This is a genomic window from Paraburkholderia sp. GV068 (assembly GCF_003058125.1).
Classification (GTDB): domain Bacteria; phylum Pseudomonadota; class Gammaproteobacteria; order Burkholderiales; family Burkholderiaceae; genus Paraburkholderia; species Paraburkholderia graminis.
This window is the reverse complement of the sequence record NZ_QBUB01000001.1, coordinates 399,037-415,138: the sequence shown is the minus strand read 5'-3', so window position 1 is coordinate 415,138 and position 16,102 is coordinate 399,037. Positions and strand designations below refer to the sequence as shown.

The window sequence follows — 16,102 nt, the reverse complement described above, 5'->3', positions numbered from 1 at the left end:
CCGACATGAAACTGGTGCATCGGCGGCGGATTTGTTGGCCTTTGTGGGGCATATATGGACCCCGCGCGCACGGTGACGGTGCAAACTCGCTACGCCCGTCTAACTCTGAGGACAAGGGCAAACCCTGAGGCGCGCCCCGCTCGTTCAATCCTGTCCAGTTGGACAGGTTGTAGACGATTAACATCGCCAAATCAATGCCTTTCGCACGGAGACAAAGAGAGCGAGAAGCGTGCCATTGCGTTGCAGCACGAAGCGGCATCGCGTGACAAATACGCGTGTGAGCGCGGCGTCGAGCGACTAGAATGAAGCGCGGCGCGGCACGCATGCCGCCGAAGGCAAACATGAGAGACGACGACGTGGCTGCGGGTATCACGCAAAACGACGAAACACGCGCGCCTTTGCGGCGGCGCAAGGCGCACATTCGTGAGTCGAATGAAGCGCATCTTCTGGCGTGTGCGGAGGCGGTTTTCGCCGAGCGCGGACTGGACGGCGCGAGCACTGCGATGATCGCCGAGCGCGCAGGCTTACCGAAAGCCAACGTGCATTACTACTTCCCGACCAAGCTCGCGCTCTACCGGCGAGTGCTCGAAGATCTGTTCGAAGACTGGCATCGCGCGGCCGATACATTCGAATGCAGCGACGACCCCGTCGATGCAATCGGCGGATACGTGCGCGCGAAAATGGAACTGTCGCGCCGGCGTCCGCTCGGCTCGAAGGTGTGGGCGAGCGAGATCATCCACGGCGCGGAGCACATGGAAGACATCCTCACTGAGCGAGTCAAGCCGTGGCTCGATACGCGCGTGAAGGTGATCGACGACTGGATTGCGCGAGGACTGCTGGCGCCCGTCGATGCGCGCACACTGATGTACATGATCTGGGCGACCACGCAGCACTACGCCGATTTCGACGCGCAGATTCGCGCGCTCAAAGGCAAGCGCGCGTTGACGAAGAAGTCATTCGAGGCGACGACCGAAGAAGTCGTGCAACTCGTGATTCGCGCGTGCGGCGCGGTGTCGCCCGCACAGCGCGACGAAGGTGCGGACCCTTCAAGATAGGGCTTTTTCTTTGGCTGGCCTGAATCAATACGTCTCCAGATGCAGGCGCCCTTCTTTTTTGAGCCTCGCCCACAGCGCGTCCCAATCCATCTGATGCTGCTCGCCGATCTCCTTGAGCGCTTGCAGCACGCCGTCTTCCATGCCCTTCAGGCCGCACACATAGACATGCGTGTTGTCGTCCTTCAGCAGATGCGCGACGTCGACCGCACGCTCACGCATGGCGTCCTGCACATAGCGCTTCGGCTGACCAGGCGTGCGCGAAAACGCCAGATTGGTGTCGATAAAGTCCTTCGGCAAATTAGTTAGCGGCCCGAAGTAAGGCAATTCCTCCTTGGTTCGCGCGCCAAAGAACAGCATCAGTTTGCCGGTCGCGCCCTTCAGGCGACGGCGCCGGCGGTACTCGGTCATCGCGCGCATCGGTGCCGAGCCGGTGCCCGTGCAGATCATCAGCAGATGTGAGTTCGGATGGTTCGGCATCAGGAAGGTGCCGCCGAATGGACCGATTACCGTCACCGCGTCGCCCTTTTTCAGGTCGCACAGATAGTTCGAGCAGACGCCGTCGATCGAATCGCCATGCTGTTGCGAGACGCGCTTCACGGTCAGCGAAACGTTGTTGTAGCCGGGCCGCTCGCCGTCGCGCGGACTCGCAATCGAATACTGGCGCGCGTGATGCGGACGGCCGTCGGCGGTCGCGCCCGGCGGCAGCACGCCGATCGACTGGCCTTCGAGCACAGGAAACGGCATCGATCCGAAATCCAGCACAATGTGATGGATGTCACTTTCCGTCGATGCGTCCGTGAGCCGGTAATTGCCGACCACGGTTGCAGTAGTCGGCGCTTTGTGCGTGTAGAGATTCACATACGGCTTCGCAGCGGACCACGGCGGCACGACCGAGCCGCGCACGGTATCCACTTCGATGCCGCTTGCGTCTGCCGCCGCGTCGTTAGCCGTGCCGGCAGTGGGCGATTCGTCGGCGGCAGGCACCGCCATCGTGTTCTGCTCGGGCAATACGTCCCACGTGAATTGCTCTTCGATCGGATACGCGTCGGCTTTCAGCACCGTGCGCCAGTTGTCGATCGCGCCTGTCGGACACGGCGGCACGCAAGCCATGCAGCCGTTGCAGACATCCGCCTTCACGACGTAGTTGTTGTCGTCGTGCGTGATCGCGTCGATCGGACAGGTCTCTTCGCAGGTGTTGCAGCGAATGCAGATTTCCGGATCGATCAGATGCTGCCTGAGAACCTCGATCGACACTGGGCCGTTCATGACTTCCTCCACCATGTAGTGCTGTACGAGCGCGCCGGGCCTGGTTGATGCCGCGCGTACTTCGCGTACTTCGCGTGCGTTCAGTTAAAGCGCACGTACTCGAAATCGACCGGCTGACGGTTCACGCCCATCGCGGGCGGCGCAATCCAGTTCGCGAACTTGCCGGGCTCCACCACGCGACCCATCAGCGAAGCAACGAATGCGCGATCTTCCGGCGTGGCGAGCCACTTTGCTTCGTTCGCCGCCCACTCGGTTTCGCTGACCACGCGGCCGTCGGGCGACACGCGCGTGCCGGAAAAGGTGCCGATCTGCCGGTTGAACGCCTTGTGCGGCACGGTCATGCGAAAGTCGATGCCGGCCTTTTCAAGCACCTTGTTCCAGCGCGCCACGCCCGCCACGGAATCCTTGATGTAATCGTCGCGCAGCACTTCGTTCATTGCATTGAGCATCGGCACTTCGCGTTCGACCAGTTTGCCGTCCTGCACGTCAAGCAGTTTGTAGCTCTGCCCGTTCAATTGATGATCGTCGTCGCGCTTGCCTTCCTCATAGCGGCCCTTGAGGCCCGAACTGTAGAACGTGGCCGCGTTCGACGAATGATCCGCGCCGAACAGGTCGATCGTCACCGAGTAATGGAAGTTCAGATAGCGCTGAATGGTCGGCAGATCGATCACGCCAGCGGCGCGGATCTTTGCGACGTCGTCGGTGCCGAGTTCGTTCATCACCTGCGCGGTGCGCTGAATCACGCGAGACACGCCCGATTCGCCGACGAACATATGATGCGCTTCTTCGGTCAGCATGAACTTCGTGGTGCGCGCGAGCGGATCGAAGCCCGATTCCGCGAGCGCGGAAAGCTGGAACTTGCCGTCGCGGTCGGTGAAATACGTGAACATGTAGAACGCGAGCCAGTCCGGCGTTTTCTCGTTGAACGCGCCCAGAATGCGGGGATTGTCCTCGTCGCCCGAACGGCGGCCGAGCAATGCTTCGGCTTCCTCACGACCGTCGCGGCCGAAGTAGCGATGCAGCAGATACACCATCGCCCACAGGTGCCGCCCTTCTTCCACGTTGACCTGAAAGAGGTTGCGCAAGTCGTACATGGAAGGCGCGGTCAGGCCAAGGTGCCGTTGCTGCTCGACCGAAGCGGGCTCCGTATCGCCTTGCGTCACGATAATGCGCCGCAGATTCGCGCGATGCTCGCCGGGCACATCCTGCCACGCGGCCTCGCCCTTGTGCTCGCCGAAATGAATCTTGCGGTCCTGGTCGCCCGGCGTGAGAAAGATGCCCCAGCGGTAGTCCGGCATCTTCACGTGATCGAAATGCGCCCAGCCGCCCGCGTCCACGCTCACTGCCGTGCGCAGATACACGTCGTAGCCGTGCGAGCCTTCCGGGCCCATGTCGCCCCACCACGACAGGAAGTTCGGCTGCCACTGTTCGAGCGCGCGTTGCAGCGCGCGGTCGTCGGCGAGGTTGACGTTGTTCGGAATCTTTTCGCTGTAGTTGATCGTTGACATGGTCGGTTCCTTGCGATGCTGAAGGTGAGAGGCCCGCGTCGGGGCGTCAAACGCGCGAGACGTCGAATTGCGCCTTGCTGCCCTTGCCGTACACCTTGAGCGCGCCCTTCTCGCCCACAGCGTTCGGCCGGTTGAAGATCCAGTTCTGCCATGCGGTGAGGCGGCCGAAGATACGCGTCTCCATCGTTTCGGGTCCGTTGAAACGCAGATTCGCTTCGAGTCCCGTCAGCGCGTCCGGCGACATCGCCGCGCGTTCCTCCAGCGCAATGCGGATTTCGTCGGCCCAGTCGATGTCGTCCGGCGCCGCGGTGACGAGACCAAGACGCTCCGCTTCGACCGGCTTGACCGGCTGACCGATCAGCGAGCGCACCGCGTCGATTGGTTCGGCTTCCTCATAAAAGCGGCGCGCGATTCGCGACTGATGCGTGACCATCGGATAGAGACCGAAGTTGACTTCCGACAGCGTGATGGCCGGCTCCTCGTCTTCGTTGCTCGGCAGCGCGGCCATGTACGAACGGTCCGCGGCGAACGCGAGTTCCGCGAACGTGCCGGCGAAGCACGAGCCCGGCTCGATCAGCGCGAATAGCGAACGCGACGACACGTCGATTCGCGCGAGCGTGCGGCGCAACAGGCCAATCGTCTCGCGCACGAACCAGTGATCCTTGTGCTGCAGCAGCACGGCATCCACGGCGAGCAGATTGCGCGCGTCGCCTTTGGTGCGGAACACCCACGTGCCGACTTCGAGTTCGTTGGTGCGCATCGAGAGAATCGCGTCGTCGAGTTCGCGTGCGAATTGCAGCGGCCACCAGTTCGCGCCCGCGGCGACAATCGCGTCAGTCGTTGTGGGCTGCTGCGTTTGCGGCGCTTTCGCGGTGAATGTCGCGATACGTTTCGTGCGGTCGATCGTCACGTCCAGCGTTTGATAGGTCAGGCCGTCTTCGCGATCCGTGCGCTCGATGCGCGTCAGCTTCACGCCCGGCGCGTCGGAAGGACGATCGCTTTGCGCGGCAAGTTCGAGCGCGCGGGCCTGAATGGCCGCGTCGAACTGATTCGGCTTCACGACCTCATCGACGAGACGCCATGCCTTCGCGCGCTCGCCGCGAATGCCTTCGACCACCGTGCAAAAGATGTCGGCGCGATCGTGGCGCACGCGGCGCTTGTCCGTGACGCGCGTGAGGCCGCCGGTGCCGGGAAGCACGCCGAGCAGCGGCACTTCCGGCAGCGACACCGACGACGAGCGGTCGTCGACCAGATAGATTTCGTCGCAGGCGAGCGCGAGTTCGTAACCGCCGCCCGCGCACGCGCCGTTCACCGCGGCAAGAAACTTGAGCCCCGAATGGCGCGACGAGTCTTCGAGACCGTTACGCGTTTCGTTCGTGAACTTGCAGAAGTTGACCTTCCACGCATGCGACGAAAGACCGAGCATGAAGATGTTCGCACCCGAGCAGAACACGCGATCCTTCAGGCTCGTCAACACGACGGTCTTGACTTCCGGATGCTCGAAACGGATGCGCTGGATGGCGTCGTGCAGTTCGATGTCGACGCCGAGGTCGTACGAATTCAGCTTCAGCTTGTAGCCGTCGCGAATGCCGCCGTCTTCCGCGATGTCGATAGCGAGTGTCGCCACCGGGCCGTTGAAGCTCAGCTTCCAATGCTTGTATTGCGAGGGATCGGTGCGGTAGTCGACCGGCGCGATGGCGGTTTCTGCTGTGGACATGGGCGTCTCCTGACTGGACGATGCGAGTTGTTGATCGAACAATAGTGCATCGTCACACCCATGTAAAGCACTTTAGTGCATATGTGCGAGTAAACCCCGAAACCGAATGCAGTCGTCACCCGGCTGGTGCTTCGTCCGGCGCTTCGGCGGCGAGCCTCGCGGCCAGCCGGTCGCGCAGTTGCAGATAGGCGTCGGCCAAGGTCTTCTCGCTCGTGTCGAAGGTCATGTCCGCCCGGCCGTACAGCTCGCTGCGCCCCGTGAGAATGCGCTTCAGGTCGTCCATCGCCTCCTTGTTGCCGGACATGGGCCGCAAATCGCCCTGCGCGACGACCCGGCGCATATGCTCCTCCGGCGTGGCTTGCAGCCACACCGTAAAGCAGTGCGACAAGAGCGCGTTGAACGTGCCGGACTCCGACACGAGTCCGCCCGGCGACGCGATCACCGCACGCTCGTGTTCCTGGATCACCGCCTCCAGCGCGCGGTGTTCGTAGCGCCGGTAAGCGCTCGCTCCGTATAGCGAATGAATCTCCGCGGGCGGGCATCCGGCGAGCTGCTCGATGACCCGCGTCAGCTCCACGAACGGCACCTTGCGCTCCTGCGCGAGCATCCGGCCGAGCGTCGATTTGCCGGCGCCGCGCAGCCCGATCAGCGCGATCCGGTCCTTGCGATGCGGGTCGCGCGGCGCCTGCGCGAACATTTCGGCGAGCGCGATGCGGGCGCGCTGCAACGCGGCCTGGTCGCGCCCGTGCAGCAGTTCGCGAATCAGCAGCCATTCCGCCGACGCCGTGGTTTCATCGCCGATCACTTCGGCGAGCGGACAGTTCAGCGTCGCCGCGATCTGCCGCAGCACCAGCACCGACGCGTTACCGACGCCCGACTCGAGATTCGCGAGATGCCGCTCGGACAAGCCCGTTTCGGCGGCCAGCGTCTTGCGGGTCATGCCGCGCCGCGCGCGCAACAGACGCACGCGTTCGCCCATCGCGGTGAGGAACGGGTCGCGCTCCTCGCGTTCGCCGCCGCGCTCGGCGCGCTCCGGGCGGCCCGCTTCGTCGTCGGCGGCATCGCGTGGACGCGCGTCCGGCGGCAACTCAGTGTAATTCCGGTTCATGTTTTTATACCTCCAAACCACGATACATGTACTATAGTGCTTGACACACACCTCGTGAACGGTTAATTTTCGCCGAACATTGATCCACTTACAAAGATTGCCGCGATTTTTCGCGCGGCGTCACGGAGACCGCGCAGCGCGTCACATGCATTAACGTGCGTGCGCATAGTCCGGAGGCTCGCATGTCCCCATCCGATTTCCAGCGGCTTATCGCGCAAGTCACGGCGCAACTGGCCGGCCGGCCGCTAAACGCCGACCTCGCCGCGTGGCTCAACGTCACGTATCCCGCTAACAGTCAGACGTTTAGCGATCTCGCCGACGCCTGCCGCGCCGGCGTCGCCGAAGGTTGGCTCTGCAACCGCGAAGGCGGCGGCATTCGCTACGGCCGCATCTTTAAGGCGCTGCCCGACACGCACGGCTTTTCCGTCGACGTCGTCGACATGAAAGACATTGCCGGTCCGCATCACGTTCATCCGCACGGCGAGATCGACCTGATCATGCCGCTCACCGAAGGCGCGACTTTCGACGGCCACCCTGCGGGCTGGTGCGTCTACGAACCGGGTTCCGCACATCGGCCGACGGTGGCGAACGGCGAAGCGCTCGTGCTTTATCTCCTGCCGCAAGGCGCAATCGAATTTACCGCCGCGTGAGTGCTGCCATGACCGAACTATTGAAGAACCATGTCGCGGGCGAATGGCTTGCCGGCGCCGGCGAAGGCGTGACGCTAAGCGACCCGGTGACGGGCGAAGCGCTGGTGCGCGTCTCGAGCGAAGGTCTCGATCTAGCGCACGCATTCCGCTTTGCCCGCGATGAGGCCGGCGCCGCGCTGCGCGCGCTGACCTATGCGCAACGCGCCGCGCGCCTCGCCGAAATCGTCAAGCTGCTGCAGGCGAAGCGCGACGACTACTACGCGATCGCAATCGCAAACTCGGGCACGACGCGCAACGATTCGGCGGTCGATATCGACGGAGGCATTTTCACGCTGTCGTATTACGCGAAGCTCGGCGCGTCGCTCGGCGACGTGCATGCGCTGCGCGACGGCAACGCAAGCGCGCTGAGCAAGGATCAGTCGTTCAGCGCGCAGCATGTGTTGACGCCCGCACGCGGCGTCGCGCTTTTTATCAACGCGTTCAATTTTCCGTCGTGGGGCTTGTGGGAAAAAGCGGCGCCCGCGCTGCTGTCGGGCGTGCCCGTCATCGTCAAGCCCGCGACCGCGACGGCGTGGCTCACGCAACGCATGGTCGCCGATGTCGTGGACGCAGGCATTCTGCCGCGCGGCGCGCTCTCGGTGATCTGCGGCGGCTCGGCTGGGCTGCTCGATCAGATTCAGGCATTGGATGTCGTGTCGTTCACCGGCTCGGCTGAAACGGCCGCCACGTTGCGCGCGCATCCGGCTTTTGTCGCGCGCGGCGCGCGGCTTAACGTCGAAGCGGACAGTTTGAACAGCGCGATTCTCTGCGCGGATGCGGCACCCGACACGCCCGTGTTTCAGCTTTTCATCAACGAAGTCGCGCGTGAAATGACCGTGAAATCCGGGCAAAAATGCACGGCGATCCGGCGCGCGTTCGTGCCGGAGAACATGCTCGAAGCGGTGGTCGATGCGCTAAAGACGAAGCTCGCGAAAGTGGCCGTCGGCAATCCGCGCAACGACGCCGTGCGCATGGGCTCGCTCGTGAGCCGCGCGCAATACGAGAACGTGCGGGCCGGCATCGCCGCTTTGCGCGAGGAAGCCGTGCTCGCGTATGACGGTTCGTCCGCGCCGCTTATCGACGCCGATGCAACTATCGCGGCTTGCATCGCGCCGCATCTGTTCGTGGTCAACGATCCGGATAACGCGACGCTGTTGCATGACCTCGAAGTGTTCGGCCCCGTTGCGAGCGTCGCGCCGTATCGCGTTGTGCAGAACGCGGGCGAATCCGGCTTGCCCGAAGCGCATGCAGTGGCACTCGCGCGACGTGGCCAGGGATCGCTCGTCGCGTCGATCTATTCGAACGACGACGCCCACCTCGGCAGGCTCGCTCTCGAACTCGCCGATTCGCATGGGCGCGTGCATGCCGTATCCCCTTCCGTGCAGCAGAGCCAGACCGGCCACGGCAATGTGATGCCGATGTCGCTGCACGGCGGGCCTGGCCGCGCGGGCGGCGGCGAAGAACTCGGTCGCCTGCGCGCGCTCGGTTTTTATCATCGGCGCTCGGCTATTCAGGCGTCGGCAACGGCACTTGAAGCACTCTCGCAGATCACTCATCTGCCTGCGGCCTGAACATCTTAAAGCATGACACGCAAATGAGCACGACCCAACGCACCAGCTAGCGCACGCAAGCATTCAGCGGATCATGAGCACATAACAGCCGGACCGCCCCCACTCGATGGAGGAGACATATGGAAGCCCTGTTCGAACCTGCTGCGAGCCAGCCCGCCGTGACGGCCGAGCCGCCGCCCGCGCGCTTCAATTTCGCGGCTCATCTGTTCGCGCTGAACGCGTCGCGCGCCGCGAAAACCGCTTATATCGACGACAACGGCAACACGACCTACAGCGAACTCGAAGAACGCGCGCGACGCTTCGCAACCGCGTTGCGCGAACTCGGCGTGCATCCCGAAGAACGCGTGCTGCTGGTGATGCTCGACAGCGTTGCACTGCCGATCGCGTTTCTCGGCGCGTTGTACGCCGGCGTCGTGCCGGTCGTCGCGAACACGCTGCTCACGCCCGCCGATTATGTGTACATGCTCACGCACAGTCATGCGCGCGCGGTGATCGCATCGAGCGCGCTCGTGGCAACCGTCACGCAAGCGATGGAGGCCGCCGAGCACGACGGCTGCCAGCTCATCGTTTCGACGCGCGCATCGGCCGCGGCCGACAGCACGCCGCTTGCAGCAGCGCCTGAGTTGGAAGCGCTCATCGACGCGGCCGCGCCCGCTGCGAAGCCGGCGGCAACCGGTTGCGACGACATCGCCTTCTGGCTGTATTCATCGGGCTCGACGGGCAAACCGAAAGGCACCGTGCACACGCACGCGAACCTCTACTGGACCGCGGAACTGTATGCGAAGCCGGTGCTCGGCATCGTCGAAAGCGATGTGGTGTTTTCCGCGGCCAAGCTGTTCTTTGCATACGGACTCGGCAATGCGTTGACCTTTCCGCTTTCGGTGGGTGCGACCGCCATTCTGATGGCCGAGCGCCCTACCGCCGACGCCGTCTTCGCCCGTCTCACGCGCCATCGTCCGACGGTGTTCTATGGCGTGCCGACGCTCTACGCAAGCATGCTCGTGTCGCCGAATCTGCCCGCACGCGACGATGTCGCGATGCGCGTGTGCACATCGGCGGGCGAAGCGTTGCCGCGCGAAATTGGCGAGCGCTTTACGAAGCACTTCGGCTGCGAGATTCTCGACGGCATCGGCTCGACTGAAATGCTGCATATCTTTCTGTCGAATCGCGCGGGTGCGGTCGAATACGGCACGACGGGGCGCCCGGTGCCCGGCTATGAAGTGGAGTTGCGCGACGAGACCGGGCATGCGGTCGGCGACGGCGAAGTGGGCGACCTCTACATCAAAGGACCGAGCGCGGCGCTGATGTACTGGAGCAACCGTGAAAAATCGCGCGCGACGTTTCTCGGCGAGTGGATCCGCAGTGGCGACAAGTACTGTCGTCTGCCGAACGGCTGCTACGTGTATGCGGGCCGCAGCGACGATATGCTGAAAGTGAGCGGTCAATACGTGTCGCCGGTCGAAGTGGAAATGGTGCTCGTGCAGCACGACGCGGTGCTCGAAGCGGCGGTGGTCGGCGTCGATCACGGCGGCCTCGTGAAGACGCGCGCGTTCGTCGTATTGAAGCGCGAGTTCGCGGCCTCTGAGATACTGGCGGACGAGTTGAAGGCCTTCGTGAAAGAGCGGCTCGCGCCGCATAAGTACCCGCGCGACATCGTGTTCGCCGACGACTTGCCGAAAACCGCCACTGGAAAGATTCAACGCTTCAAGCTGCGCGAAATATCATAAGGTGATACATGCAGAATCCCGCTGTCGAGACGCCCGCCAGTCACTTCGCCGACCTGCCCGCTACCGCGTCGCATGGGCCGTTGCGCATCGAATATCGTTGGCTTAACGGTGCGGCAAACGCGGCGCCGATAGCCGTGTTTCTACACGAAGGACTCGGCTCGATTGCGATGTGGCGCGATTGGCCGCAAACATTGTGCGAGCGTCTCGGCATGCGTGGGCTCGTGTATTCGCGTCCCGGTTACGGAAGGTCGACACCGCGAGAGCATCACGTCAAATGGCCGATGCATTTCATGACCGACCAGGCGCGCGATGTTCTGCCCGCGCTTCTCGACGCGCTTCACATCGACACGCGCGAACGCCGGCGCATGTGGGTGATCGGCCATAGCGACGGCGGCTCGATCGCGCTGCTGTACGCGGCGCTTTTTCCGGACGCGCTGGCCGGCGCCGTGGCCATCGCACCGCACCTGTTCGTGGAAGACGTGTCCGTGCAAAGCATTGCGCAGACCAAGGTGCTTTACGAAACCACCGATCTGCGCAACAAGCTCTCGCGTTATCACGCGGACGTCGATTCCGCTTTTTATGGCTGGAACGATGTCTGGCTAAACCCGGCCTTCCGGCAATGGTCGATTGCGGAGCAACTCACGTCGATCGACAAGCCGCTGCTCGCCGTGCAAGGCCATGACGACAACTACGGCACGATGGCGCAGATCGATACGATTCAGGACTACGTGCCGCATGCGCAACTCGCAAGACTCGACGCGTGCGGGCATTCGCCGCATCGCGACGCGCCGGATCGGCTGAACGACGTGATTGCCGCGTTCGTGTCGGAACACCAGTAGCCGCGGTTATGCCGCTGTTATGCCGCGGCTACTGTGCGGTCGTCCCACGGCGAATCCCCAATATTCATCAAATCCTCAAATTTCCAAAACTTCATAAAAGTTACACAGGTAAGCGGCTATTCTCCTTGCATCGCTGAGCTGGGCATACCGATGCCCGCGCGTTCCCCGTGCTGGAGACATCGCCATGTCCTTTCTGTGGAAGCCGTGCATTGCCCTGCATCGCAAACGTTTGGCGATCGCGCTCACGGCGTTGCCGCTTTGCGCGCTGCTCACCGCCTGCGGCAACGACGACACGAACGCGGCCGACATGAGCAAGTCCAGCTCCGCTGCAAACGCGGCCGATAACGGCACCAATCCGGTGCTATCGGCGAATCCGTCTTCCGTATCGCCCGCGCTTGCCGCCGTCACGATTCAAAGCCCAGCACTACCCGCACCAAACGCCGACGTGGCATTGTCCGCCGCCGCGCCGACGCCGCTTGCCACACCCGTGATCCATACTGTTGACTGAGTCCCGCGTTTCACGCGACGCGCGGCTCATGCTTGCGCGCCGCGCGGAGCGCTCCCCACTGAAGACACCCAGGCTCATACCATGACTTCAAAAAACCGCCGTGATTTTCTACGTTCGGCCGCGCAGGCCGCAGGCTCGTTCACCGCGTTGAGCATGTTGCCGGCCGGCATCCGCAACGCGCTCGCGATTCCCGCGAACAGCAAGACGGGCACGATCCGCGACGTCGAGCATATCGTCGTGCTGATGCAGGAAAACCGCTCGTTCGACCACTACTTCGGCGCGCTGCGCGGCGTGCGCGGTTTCGGCGACACGCGCGCGGTCAATCTGCCAAACGGCAAGCCGGTGTGGTATCAGCCGCTCGCCGCCGATGCCGGCTACGTGCTGCCGTTCCGCCCGAGCGCGCCGAACCTCGGCCTGCAGTTCCTGCAAGACCTCGCACACGACTGGAACACGACGCACGCCGCATGGAACGGCGGCCGCTACGATCAATGGGTGCCCGCCAAAAGCGCGACGACGATGGCCTACCTCACGCGCGAGGACATTCCGTTTCACTATCAGCTCGCCGACGCGTTCACCATCTGCGACGCGTATCACTGCTCGCTGATGGGCCCGACCGACCCGAACCGCTACTACATGTGGGCGGGCGGCGTGGGCAACGACGGCACGGGCGGCGGACCGGTCATCGACAATTCGGAGCTCGGCTACGGCTGGTCGACTTACCCCGAAGTCCTGCAAAACGCCGGCATTAGCTGGAAGATCTATCAGGACGTCGGCACGGGACTCGACGCCAAAGGTTCGTGGGGCTGGACGCAAAACCCGTACATCGGCAATTACGGCGACAACTCGTTGCTCTATTTCAACCAGTACCGCAACGCGCAGCCGGGCAACCCGCTGTACGACAACGCGCGCACGGGCACCAACGCATTGAAGGGCGACGGCTACTTCGACGTTCTGAAGCGCGACGTACAGAACAACGCGCTGCCGCAAGTCTCGTGGATCGTCGCACCGGAAGCCTATTCCGAGCACCCGAACTGGCCCGCCAATTACGGCGCGTGGTACATCGACCAGGTGTTGCAGATTCTCACGTCGAATCCCGAGGTGTGGAGCAAGACCGTACTCCTGATCAATTACGACGAGAACGACGGCTTCTTCGACCACATGGTGCCGCCATGCGCGCCGAGCTCGAACGCGGACGGTCTTTCCACCGTCGATACCGTCAACGAGATTTATCCGGGCGACGCGAAGAACGTTGCCGCGCCCTACGGTCTCGGTCCGCGCGTGCCGATGCTCGTCGTCTCGCCGTGGTCCAAAGGCGGCTACGTGTGCTCGCAGGTGTTCGACCATACGTCGGTGATCCGCTTCATCGAACAGCGTTTTGGCGAGCAGCACAATCTCGCCGAGTCGAACATTTCGCCGTGGCGTCGCGCGGTGTGCGGCGATCTGACATCGGCGTTCAACTTCAGCAATCCGAACGACGCGTTCCCGAGCCTGCCGAGCACGAGCGCTTATGTGCCGGCCGATCAGAACCGCCATCCGGATTACGTGCCGCTGCCGCCGGCGATTCAGGCGGTCCCGCGCCAGGAACCCGGCGTGCGCCCTGCCCGTGCGTTGCCGTATGAGATATTTGTGCGCGTCCACGGCGAAGGTGCGGAAAAAACGCTGACCATGCGCTTCGTGAATACGGGCAGCGCGGCCGCGGTATTTCAGGTGTATCGCGCGAATAGCGCCGACGCGCCGCGCACCTACACTGTGGAAGCCGGCAAGCGCTTGCAGGACGCGTTCGCGCTGAACGTGGACGGTACTTACGACTTCACCGTGCATGGTCCGAACGGTTTCTTGCGCCGCTTTACAGGCCGGCCGATTGCGCGTAGCTGGTGGGACGGCTCGGACATCGCTCGTCCGGAAGTACTCGAAGGCTATGACGTCGCGAACGGCAATCTGCAATTGCGCCTTGAAAACGTGGGCAGCGCGCATTGCAAGTTCACGATCGTCAATGCGTACGACCCGAAGCACGCGATCAAACGCGTGGTGCGCGGCGGCGATACGGACGAGTTGTATCTCGATCTTCGCAATGCGCACGGCTGGTACGATCTGTCGATCACCGTCGATACGGACCCGCTGTTCGCGCGCCGTTTCGCGGGCCATGTGGAGACCGGCAAGAGCAGCATGAGCGATCCTGCACTGGGCGCGTGATCGCGTAGTCAATCGGGCAAGCTCGAACGGCCGCTGCATTAGAAATGCAGTGGCCGTTTTTTATTTCGCCGAGGGTTTTTGCTGCTGCGTCTGCATCGTGAGGTCGGACATTGTGAGCAACGCCGCGAACGTGACGACCATCGTCGCGGAGATCACCCAGGCCGCCGACGAGCAGACGCGCGGCATTCAGGAAGTGAGCTGCGCGGGCTCAAGCCTCGAAGTCGAGCCCGCCAATTAATGACACGGGCTCCGCTTGCGTGTGCGACGAAAAATCGAGTTCGCGCGCGTGGCGCCATGCCTGCAGCTTGCGAGGCAGCGCGGCCAGATAGCGCGCAAAACGCGCCTGCCCTTCGTCTTTCATGAGCCGCTCGATTTCGTCGCTGTCCCACGTCAGATACAGATTCAACGGATGCGCGTAATGCGCGATGTGCTCGAGCGGCGCCGCATGAATACGAAGTCGTGTCGGACGACCGGGACCGCCATACGGCAGCACTTCCGTATGCACGGTCGTGGCGAAGCACGCAGCGATGGCCTCGGCAATGCGAGGCGCGAACTCATTATCGAAACGGTCGGCGGTGTCTGGGCGCATCTCATTCTCCGGCGTGCTGCGCAATGAGCGAAGCATCGTAGCACGCGCAATGCGGCGTCCGGTCAGCGCCTTTTCCCGCCCTCTTCTTCGAGCGACGCTTATCCCCGCGTTATCCCGCGCGCTTGCCTTTCTGCGCGCGGCTATTGCGCCTGCGAATCACGAAGCCGATCAGCGCCGCGAGCGCGGCCGTGGCCGCATAGCCCACGAGGCGAATGGCTTGCTCGCCCGGTAAGCGCGCGACCAGCAGCGCGGCAACGGCGCATGCAAGAACCGCGAGCACGACGAGCAATGCATTTGACCGCTTCATTCTGGTGTCCCCTGACGTTTTGACGTGCTGCGTGCCGGCGCGTGCGCGCTCTTTTTCTCAGCATACTCGCGGCAAGCGCGCGAATGCGCAATGGTCTTTAACCCGCAAACCGCGCTTCAGGCGACGCGGCCTCTGCCGCTCGCGCGCGCCTGCTCCAGAATGAATTCGATGAAGGTCGCCGCCGCGCGCGTGTGATGGCGGTTCGGCATATAAAGCAGGTACATGTTGGTGCCGAAGATGCTCAGGCGCCATTCGTCGAGCGTCGTCACGACATCGCCGCGTTGCAGATCGTCATGCACCACATAGTCGGGCACGATGCCCACGCCGAGTCCCGCGAGCACCGCCTGCCGCAAAAACAGAAAGTTCTCGGAGATGATGGTCGGCTCCAGCAGCACCTCGTGGCGCTCGTCGCGCAGATACGCGGCAACGCGCAATTGCCGGCCGACCACTGCGGCGGTGATCAACGGCGTGGTGCGCAGATCGTCGAGTTGCGTCGGCATGCCATGCGTATCGGCGAAGGCGCGCGACGCGCACGCAACGTAGCGCACCGCTCCCATGTCGCGCGCGACGAGATTTTGCGGCGGCTCGGACATCACTCGCACGGCGATGTCCACTTCGTCGCGCATCAGGTCTTCGACGCGATTCTCGAACAGCACGTCGAGCACGATGCCAGGATAAAGGCGCTTGAACCCGATCAGCCACTCGGACATCACGAGTTGACCGTAACCGCTCGGCACGCTCAGGCGCACTCGCCCTTGCAGGCTTTGCCCGAGCGTCGTCACCGATTCGCGTGCGGCCAGCAACGCGTTTTGAATCGCGCGGCCATGTTCGTACAGCTGCAGACCGATCTCGGTGGCCTCCACCCGGCGCGTGGTGCGCCGCACGAGTTGCAGGCCGACCGAGCGCTCGAGCTGATTGAGGTGATAGCTCACGTTCGCGCGGCTCATTTTCAGGCGCCGCGCGGCCTCGCTCAGGTTGCCCGCGTCGAGTATCTCGACCAGCAGGGTTAGCGAATTGACGTCCAC

The 16,102-nt window shown here is 63.2% G+C and carries 15 protein-coding genes; 8 read left to right on the top strand and 7 right to left on the bottom strand.

Annotated features, from left to right (window positions below; genetic code table 11):
• The first annotated feature begins 341 nt into the window (after window positions 1–341).
• Window positions 342–1,055: a TetR/AcrR family transcriptional regulator gene (locus C8K18_RS01915; protein WP_044021962.1), complete on the top strand. Its 714-nt coding sequence runs from the start codon at window positions 342–344 to the stop codon at window positions 1,053–1,055.
• 24 nt (window positions 1,056–1,079) lie between these two features.
• Here C8K18_RS01915 and boxA read toward each other — a convergent pair whose 3' ends face one another.
• The 4 genes from boxA to C8K18_RS01895 form a co-directional block, all read right to left on the bottom strand.
• Window positions 1,080–2,321, bottom strand: a complete 1,242-nt coding sequence (boxA, locus tag C8K18_RS01910; protein ID WP_006052526.1) for a benzoyl-CoA 2,3-epoxidase subunit BoxA — start codon at window positions 2,319–2,321, stop codon at window positions 1,080–1,082.
• An 80-nt stretch (window positions 2,322–2,401) separates the two neighbouring features.
• Entirely contained in the window at window positions 2,402–3,829 is a 1,428-nt protein-coding gene (gene boxB, locus C8K18_RS01905) for a benzoyl-CoA 2,3-epoxidase subunit BoxB (RefSeq protein ID WP_006052525.1), read from the bottom strand.
• A gap of 46 nt (window positions 3,830–3,875) precedes the next feature.
• A complete protein-coding gene (gene boxC / locus C8K18_RS01900; RefSeq protein ID WP_107706525.1) occupies window positions 3,876–5,546 on the bottom strand; it encodes a 2,3-epoxybenzoyl-CoA dihydrolase in 1,671 nt (556 codons plus the stop codon).
• 115 nt (window positions 5,547–5,661) lie between these two features.
• Window positions 5,662–6,654 carry a helix-turn-helix transcriptional regulator gene (locus tag C8K18_RS01895; RefSeq protein WP_006052523.1) on the bottom strand — a complete coding sequence of 331 codons (993 nt, stop codon included), beginning with the start codon at window positions 6,652–6,654 and terminating at the stop codon, window positions 5,662–5,664.
• Window positions 6,655–6,836: 182 nt separating this feature from the next.
• Here C8K18_RS01895 and C8K18_RS01890 point away from each other — a divergent pair, with 182 nt between their 5' ends.
• The 7 genes from C8K18_RS01890 (at window position 6,837) to C8K18_RS33195 (ending at window position 14,419) form a co-directional block, all read left to right on the top strand.
• Entirely contained in the window at window positions 6,837–7,304 is a 468-nt protein-coding gene (locus C8K18_RS01890) for a DUF4863 family protein (RefSeq protein WP_107706524.1), read from the top strand.
• An 8-nt stretch (window positions 7,305–7,312) separates the two neighbouring features.
• A complete protein-coding gene (locus tag C8K18_RS01885; RefSeq protein ID WP_107706523.1) occupies window positions 7,313–8,914 on the top strand; it encodes a 3,4-dehydroadipyl-CoA semialdehyde dehydrogenase in 1,602 nt (533 codons plus the stop codon).
• A 119-nt stretch (window positions 8,915–9,033) separates the two neighbouring features.
• Window positions 9,034–10,641: a benzoate-CoA ligase family protein gene (locus C8K18_RS01880; RefSeq protein ID WP_107706522.1), complete on the top strand. Its 1,608-nt coding sequence runs from the start codon at window positions 9,034–9,036 to the stop codon at window positions 10,639–10,641.
• A gap of 8 nt (window positions 10,642–10,649) precedes the next feature.
• Window positions 10,650–11,480, top strand: a complete 831-nt coding sequence (locus C8K18_RS01875) for an alpha/beta fold hydrolase (RefSeq protein ID WP_107706521.1) — start codon at window positions 10,650–10,652, stop codon at window positions 11,478–11,480.
• A gap of 184 nt (window positions 11,481–11,664) precedes the next feature.
• A complete protein-coding gene (locus C8K18_RS01870) occupies window positions 11,665–11,988 on the top strand; it encodes a hypothetical protein (protein WP_107706520.1) in 324 nt (107 codons plus the stop codon).
• Between the two features lie 81 nt (window positions 11,989–12,069).
• Entirely contained in the window at window positions 12,070–14,181 is a 2,112-nt protein-coding gene (locus tag C8K18_RS01865) for a phosphocholine-specific phospholipase C (protein ID WP_107706519.1), read from the top strand.
• A 97-nt stretch (window positions 14,182–14,278) separates the two neighbouring features.
• Window positions 14,279–14,419, top strand: a complete 141-nt coding sequence (locus C8K18_RS33195; RefSeq protein ID WP_165919779.1) for a hypothetical protein — start codon at window positions 14,279–14,281, stop codon at window positions 14,417–14,419.
• On the opposite strand, the gene C8K18_RS01855 is transcribed toward C8K18_RS33195, so the two are convergent.
• The 3 genes from C8K18_RS01855 to C8K18_RS01845 form a co-directional block, all read right to left on the bottom strand.
• Window positions 14,390–14,770, bottom strand: a complete 381-nt coding sequence (locus C8K18_RS01855; RefSeq protein ID WP_029967613.1) for a DUF5594 family protein — start codon at window positions 14,768–14,770, stop codon at window positions 14,390–14,392. The genes C8K18_RS33195 and C8K18_RS01855 overlap by 30 nt on opposite strands.
• 109 nt (window positions 14,771–14,879) lie before the next feature.
• On the bottom strand, window positions 14,880–15,077 hold the full coding sequence (locus C8K18_RS01850) for a hypothetical protein (RefSeq protein WP_029967615.1): 198 nt from the start codon (window positions 15,075–15,077) through the stop codon (window positions 14,880–14,882).
• Between the two features lie 116 nt (window positions 15,078–15,193).
• Window positions 15,194–16,102 (bottom strand): LysR family transcriptional regulator, encoded by a 909-nt coding sequence (locus tag C8K18_RS01845; RefSeq protein WP_006052513.1) that lies wholly within the window; start codon window positions 16,100–16,102, stop codon window positions 15,194–15,196.